This is a genomic window from Methanobrevibacter oralis (genome assembly GCF_001639275.1).
Lineage (GTDB): Archaea > Methanobacteriota > Methanobacteria > Methanobacteriales > Methanobacteriaceae > Methanocatella > Methanocatella oralis.
In genome coordinates, this window is record NZ_LWMU01000054.1 from 21,333 (window position 1) to 28,169 (window position 6,837).

Below are 6,837 nucleotides of genomic sequence, written 5' to 3' on the forward strand. Positions count from 1 at the left end.
TATTAGTTGAAAATAAAGTTATATATGTTATACTTTTCATAAATATAACTTGGAGTTTGTAATTATGGCGGTTAATATAATTTATGTTGGAAGCAAACCTGTTATGAATTATGTCTTAGCTGTAGTAACACGATTTAATGAAGGTAATTCAAATGTTACTATTAGAGCTAGAGGTAAAGCAATTAATAAAGCTGTCGATACAGTTGAAATAGTTAAAAATAGATTTATTCCCGATTCTAAAGTTATTAATATTGATATTGGTACAGAACATATGAATAATAATAATGATGAGGAAATTAATGTATCAACTATTGAAATTTTAATTGAAAAAAATTGATAATTTATTTTATTCAAATTTTTTTAAGATATTTTTTTCAAATAAATATTTTGAAAGAAGAACATTTGAAGTTCCGTTTCCGTGTGCTTCAACTTTATTTTTTTTTATTGCTTTTAATACACTATCCACATCTTTTTCACAATCAATTAAGCTATAGCAATCACCAACAAACTCATGATAATGAGCATCACTAGCACCTAATGCTGGAAGATTTTTCTTATTTGATAATTTTTTTGCCTTCCAATTACAGTAACCTATAATAAATCTTGCATTTTTTGTTTCTATTGCATCAATTTTTAAGTTTTTATCTTTACTTTTATGGAGAAGTCCATGTCTATAAAAACAATATGGATGGGGTATAATAGCTAGTGCGCCTTGATCATGAATTCTATCTATTGTTTCTGCAGGAGAAAGGTCACGAGGTATGAGTTCTTCACATCCAAAACCAAGAATATGACCTTCACTTGATGAGATTTCAATAGAAGGTACAACAAGTATATCTAAATCCTTACTTTTTTCACATGCAACTTTAGAACCATCTACAGTATTATGATCACTTAAAGCAATTATTTTAATATTTTCTTGGATAGCCTTTCTAAATATATTATCTATTTTTGCAAAAGAATCTGGGGAATATTCACTATGTATATGAGAGTCCATTTTTAACATTTTAATCCTCAATCGATTTTATTAAACCTATAGTACCAGTCATCATTACATCTCCACCAGGACAAGCATGATGCCAATTAAGGTTTGTTTTTTCTATTAACTCTCTTCTTGGTCCACTTACAATAACACTCTCTATTTTTGCAATTGGATTTAGAACATGAGCACCATGTCCATTATCATCATAAACTTCTTTATTTGTTATTTCACCACTAGCTAATCTTTTAATATATCTTTCTAATGATTTACCATCAACTAAATTAGAAGTATGATGTTCAAAAATCCCTTGAATTTTTCCATTTTCTATTGATGCTGCAGTTGTATGCCCGTTTCCTATATCGATAGCAATATAACTATTTAATTTTGATGCATATTCATCATAACACATTCCAGCAATTGATGCAAATTTAGTATCCATTAATAGGGGAATTTCATCTATTCCTTCTTTTTTAAGATTCTTTCTAACTGCTTGCATTCTTGAATAATATTCTGGAAGATCGTCACGATAAGCAAATTTTAAAGGGGATACTGGTTTGTTTAACTTTTCTCTGATTTTTTCAAATCTAAAATCTCTATCTCCCATATTTTCATTATATCCATGATCTTGAACAGCTATTGCAATTTTATCAAAGTCAAAATCTAAATCATATGAAATTAAAAATTGGGATAATTTTTTAATATTTACATCTCCAAGAGTTATTTTTGTATAATCCTTATAACTCTTATTTTCATCTGCAATTTCTATTCCAAAAGATTTAACTTGTTCCAAATCATCTCTAATTGTTTTAGCACAATTAGCTTCCATAACTACTTTATAGCCTTTTTTAACATGTTTTACGAGACTTTTTTTAATTTTTCCCCCACCCATTATTTCTCCATCAAAGTAAAGGTCATTTTCTATTTCACTTATCCGTTGAGAAATATATAAATGGGGAGAAGGAAGAACTAGTTTAATAGCGTTTTCAAGTTCTTTTGTTGTATCATAAATCATTATATCTTGGGTTCCAGTTCCAACATCAATAGCTAAAATTCTCATGTTTTTTATTATATCTTATTATAATAATAATATTATTGTACATTTATGTACAGTAAAGCTTTAAATAGTACATTGTATAATTTAATAATATGTATAATAAAATTGTTTTATCCTCAGATGAGGTGCCAAAAAAATGGTATAATATTAATGCTGATTTGCCTGTTGAACTTCCGGAACCTAAAAATAGTGAAGGGAAAGATCAAATAAATGCTCTTCAAAAAGCATTTACTAAAGAAGGATTAGCACAAGAATTTGCAACTGATAGATATATTAAAATTCCAAGCGAAGTAAGAGAGTTATATATGGAAATGGGTAGACCAACACCTCTTTCTAGAGCTAAAAGATTGGAAGAGTATCTTAATACTCCTGCAAAAATTTATTTTAAAAGAGAAGATACTTCCCCTACGGGATCTCATAAACTGAATTCAGCTATTCCTCAGGCATATTTTGCTAAAAAAGAAGGAATTGAAAGACTAACTACAGAAACAGGAGCAGGTCAATGGGGAACTGCTTTATCACTTGCATGTAATTTACTTGATTTAGAATGTACTGTTTACATGGTTAAAGTTTCATTTAATCAAAAACCAGACAGAAAAAATATCATGGATATTTATAATGGTAAGGTATATGCTTCTCCAAGTGAAAATACAAAAGTTGGACGTGAAATATTAGAAAAAAATCCTTCTCATCCAGGTTCTCTAGGAGTAGCTATTTCTGAAGCCATGGAAGAAGCGTTAGAAAATGATGAAGTTAAATATACTTTAGGCAGCGTTTTAAATCATGTAATGTTACATCAAACTATCATTGGTCAAGAATTAAAGACTCAATTAGAAATTGCAGAAGAAGAACCAGACGTGATGATTGCTTGTGCTGGTGGAGGAAGTAACTTAGCTGGATCGTTATTCCCATTTATCAAAGATAAGATTGATGGAAATTCAAATACTCAATTTATTGCAGTTGAGCCTAGTGCATGTCCTACTCTTACAAAAGGCAGTTATGAATATGATTTTGGTGATGTTAATGGATTTACACCAATGCTTAAAATGTTTACATTAGGTCATGACTTTGTTGCTCCATCAGTTCATGCTGGAGGATTAAGATATCATGGTATGTCACCACAGGTTTCACTTTTAACTAAAGAAGGCTATATTGAACCAAGATCTGCTCATCAAAAAGAGGTATTTGAGGCTGGAGTGTGTTTTGCTCGTAACGAAGGTATTTTACCTGCACCAGAAACAACTCATGCAATTAAAGTGGCTATTGATGAAGCTATTAAATGTAAAAAAACTGGTAAAGAAAAAACTATTGTAATGAACTTTTCTGGTCACGGAATGTTGGATTTAAAAGGTTATGCAAGTTATTTTGAAGGAACCATGCAAAATGCTAAATAACCTTTTTCTTATTATTTTTTTATTTTTTTACTTATAACTTATAACTTATATCTATTAAGTTATACTTTTAACTTATTTGTTATAACTTATAACTAATAAGTTAAACATGAAAACAAATAATTTATAAGGTAGAAGGTATAAAATATAATTTATATGTTAAAAGTTAGTTCTAATAAGTTATTTCTTTTAACTTATCTTTTATAACTTAGATGTTTTAACTTAAATTTTATCCCTTATACTTTATTCCTTATACGTTACTACATCAAAGTTATAAATTAGAACTTATATCTTATCCCTTAGAAGATATAAATAATAAGTTATCACTTTTTAGATTTAAGAAGTAATTTATAACTTATTCCTTTTAACTTATCACTCCTAAATTATAAGTTTTTTCTTAAAAATTATTCTTTTAAAGTTAAAACTTATAATTTTATACTTATAGTCAGGAGAATTATGTAATGAGTGAAGTAATAGCTGTTATGAATCAAAAAGGAGGTTGTGGAAAGACAACAACTGTTGTGAATACTGCAACTTCGTTAGCTGTAATAGGTAAATCTGTTCTTGTTGTAGATATGGATCCTCAAGCAAACGCAACAACAAGCTTTGGAATCGATAAAACAACAATTGAAAATACTATTTATGATGCACTCATTGGGGATATAAATGTTAAAAAAGCTACAATTCCTACTTTTATTAAAAACCTGTTCATAATACCAAGTAATATATCTCTAAGTGGTGCAGGTATTGAACTTAGTCAAAAAGAGAATTATCATATTGTTTTAAGAGATACTTTAAAAGATATTGTTCCATTATTTGATTATGTTTTTATTGATCTTCCCCCATCATTAGGCGTAATAACAGTTAATGCTCTTGTTGCTTCTGATTCTGTATTAATTCCGATTCAAGCTGAATATTATGCGTTAGAAGGTGTAGCTGATTTAATCAATACAATTAAATTAGTAGAAAAAAGACTTAGAAGCCCTACTCCTATTAAAGGAATTCTCTTAACTTTATATGATAGAAGAACAAGGTTAAGCAAAGATGTTTATAAAGAACTTAAAAAATATTTTGAAAAATCTAATCTATTATTTAAAACTATTATTCCTAGGAATATTAGATTAGCTGAAGCTCCTAGTTTTGGTAAACCTTGTTTAATATACGATAGAGATAGTGTTGGTACTAAAGCTTATTTAAAATTAGCTAAAGAAATTTTAGAAAGAGATTCTAGTATTGATAGTACTCAATATTACTCAAAATCATCTGGCGAAACATTAAAAAGAGAAGCTGGAGGTCATTTAAATGGCTAAAAAAGGACTTGGAAAAGGGTTAGATTCATTAATTCCGGATTTTTATGATGAAGATTTTGATAGTAATTCTACTAAATCACTTGAAGATATTCTAAATGAAGATTCTACTAGTGAAAATCAAGTAGATTCTACTAGTGAAATTGATATTGAAGAAAAAGTTTCTGTTGATGAAAATAAAAGTGAAGAAGTTGGCAATGAAGACGATCAAATAGAAGATATTGTAGAGAAAAATGATGAAATTGAAAATCTCCGAGATAATAGTGAGGATAACGAGGATATATCTCAAATAGATGAAGATAAATCTATAATAGATAATGAAGAGGTTGTTAATAATGAAGATTTCGGAGTTGGAGAAGAAGAAAAACAAGAAGAAATCTCAGATAATGATTCACCAAAGGAAAATATTGAGGGTGAAAGAACATCCGAAGACATATCTAGCGATAAAAACAATGAAAACAGCTTATCAGATACACAAGATTTTAAAATCGAAGAAAATGTAGCTGAAGTCAAAGAAGTTGTTGAAAAAAATCCGAGAATTACTTTATGGTCCTCTAGATCCGCTGCTGTATTTAGATATTTAAGAAAAACAGAACCTGAATTTAGTATTTCTAAAGAGGCTTCAATTTTAATTGATGAAGCAGTTTCTAAAAAATATCCTAAAATTTGGGATTTATTTGATGATTAAATTGAATTGAACTTTTCTAATGAACTTTGAAATTCACCATCAATCTTAATATATTTTTCAGCTCTATCTATAACAACACCTAATTTTTTTAGTTCTTCTTTATTTTTAAACGGTATTTTTTTACGAATAGATATAATGTTTTTTGCTGATTTTACACCGATTCCCGGTACCCTAATAAGTTCAATATATGGCGCACTATTAATTTCTACAGGGAATATATCCATATTTTTTGCAGCTATAATTTTTGGATCATTTTGCAGTGATAAGTTTTCGTCTTTATCAAAGACTAGTTCTTTAAGTTTAAATTTATAATCATTTAATAAGCTATCTGCATTATATAATATTTTTGTTCTATCAGTTGAACATTCAACCTTATTTTCTAAATCTGTTCCTTCAATTGGAGTAAATGCAGAAAAGTATGTTCTTTTTAAATTTGTTTTTTTGTAGATTTTTTCCATTCTATTTAATATTTCCATATCACTTTCAGAGTTTGCACCAACGATAAGTTGAGTAGTATGAGTAGAATTTGGATAAGTTGTACTTTTATCATGTAGTGAATCAATCCAACTTAATCTTTTCAATATATCTTTATTATAATCCTTTGTAGAAGACAGCTCTGCTAATCCTGAAGATGTAGCAGATTCAATATTGAGACTAACTCTATTTGCAAGAGCCATTGCTCTTTTAATAGAATCTTTTGATGCACCAGGTACAATTTTTAAATGTACATAATCATCGTAACCATAGTCTTTTCTTAGTATATTTACACATTCTATTGTTTTTTCCATTGTAGATTCTTCATTACCTGAAATTCCAGAACTTAAAAATAATCCATTTACAATTCCTTTATTATAATAATTTAGAAAGATTTTTGCTAACTCAGCAGGAGATAACTCAAGTCTTGTAAAATTTCTTTTAACTTGATTGATACAATATTTACAATCATTTTTACATTTATTTGTCATTAATGTTTTAAAAAGAGGTATTTCACATCCGTTATGGCCAGTAGCATGATAAATTCCAGGTAAATTAACTTGTGAACTTTTATCATGATTTACATAATCACAAAGATCATATTGAGCTGAATCTGTTAAAATTTTCATTTTTTCTAAACTACTCATATTTTATCATTTATTATTTTTATATTAATAAAATATTCTTCTTGTTGTACTTATAAAATACATGACATTAAAATATAAATATAAATATTAAATTCTCTAAGTTTTTGAAAGTGCCTATTTTTATAATATTCCATTGCTTTATAATATTCCATTGCTGTCAAGCTAATGGTTTTCAATATTTCTTTTATAAAAACTTTTAATTTAGCTATAATTTTAAGTATTTATAATGGTTAATTCTATTAACTAATATTTATTTAATAGTATTGCTTTATTTGATTTGTTATGGTTATTAAT

General features: G+C 27.7%; 6 protein-coding genes and 1 pseudogene. 4 read left to right on the forward strand and 3 right to left on the reverse strand.

From position 1 onward, the window contains the following. Positions 1–64: 64 nt before the first annotated feature. On the forward strand, positions 65–337 hold the full coding sequence (gene albA / locus MBORA_RS03885; protein ID WP_042694686.1) for a DNA-binding protein Alba: 273 nt from the start codon (positions 65–67) through the stop codon (positions 335–337). 9 nt (positions 338–346) lie between these two features. Here albA and MBORA_RS03890 read toward each other — a convergent pair whose 3' ends face one another. Continuing rightward, the gene (locus tag MBORA_RS03890) at positions 347–1,006 is read right to left on the reverse strand and encodes a PHP-associated domain-containing protein (RefSeq protein WP_063720256.1); all 660 of its coding nucleotides are present in this window, start codon (positions 1,004–1,006) and stop codon (positions 347–349) included. Position 1,007: 1 nt separating this feature from the next. Next, positions 1,008–2,039: a DUF1786 domain-containing protein gene (locus MBORA_RS03895; protein WP_042694688.1), complete on the reverse strand. Its 1,032-nt coding sequence runs from the start codon at positions 2,037–2,039 to the stop codon at positions 1,008–1,010. Between the two features lie 89 nt (positions 2,040–2,128). Between MBORA_RS03895 and MBORA_RS03900 the strand changes: the two genes are divergently transcribed. From MBORA_RS03900 to MBORA_RS03910, 3 genes and pseudogenes are all read left to right on the forward strand, one after another. Next, on the forward strand, positions 2,129–3,430 hold the full coding sequence (locus MBORA_RS03900; protein WP_042694690.1) for a TrpB-like pyridoxal phosphate-dependent enzyme: 1,302 nt from the start codon (positions 2,129–2,131) through the stop codon (positions 3,428–3,430). Between the two features lie 458 nt (positions 3,431–3,888). Then, positions 3,889–4,653 (forward strand): annotated as a pseudogene (locus MBORA_RS03905) (ParA family protein); the annotation flags it as partial. Between the two features lie 76 nt (positions 4,654–4,729). Further along, positions 4,730–5,422 (forward strand): hypothetical protein, encoded by a 693-nt coding sequence (locus MBORA_RS03910; RefSeq protein ID WP_042694692.1) that lies wholly within the window; start codon positions 4,730–4,732, stop codon positions 5,420–5,422. On the opposite strand, the gene MBORA_RS03915 is transcribed toward MBORA_RS03910, so the two are convergent. Then, a complete protein-coding gene (locus MBORA_RS03915) occupies positions 5,419–6,543 on the reverse strand; it encodes a helix-hairpin-helix domain-containing protein (RefSeq protein ID WP_042694694.1) in 1,125 nt (374 codons plus the stop codon). The genes MBORA_RS03910 and MBORA_RS03915 overlap by 4 nt on opposite strands. Positions 6,544–6,837: the final 294 nt, after the last annotated feature.

Bases quoted from the DNA above. Each gene is read 5' to 3' on its own strand.
- MBORA_RS03900 (WP_042694690.1), top strand. From the start codon at position 2,129: ATGTATAATAAAATTGTTTTATCCTCAGATGAGGTGCCAAAAAAATGG.
- MBORA_RS03915 (WP_042694694.1), bottom strand. From the start codon at position 6,543: ATGAGTAGTTTAGAAAAAATGAAAATTTTAACAGATTCAGCTCAATAT.
- MBORA_RS03910 (WP_042694692.1), top strand. From the start codon at position 4,730: ATGGCTAAAAAAGGACTTGGAAAAGGGTTAGATTCATTAATTCCGGAT.
- MBORA_RS03890 (WP_063720256.1), bottom strand. From the start codon at position 1,006: ATGTTAAAAATGGACTCTCATATACATAGTGAATATTCCCCAGATTCT.
- MBORA_RS03895 (WP_042694688.1), bottom strand. From the start codon at position 2,039: ATGAGAATTTTAGCTATTGATGTTGGAACTGGAACCCAAGATATAATG.
- albA (WP_042694686.1), top strand. From the start codon at position 65: ATGGCGGTTAATATAATTTATGTTGGAAGCAAACCTGTTATGAATTAT.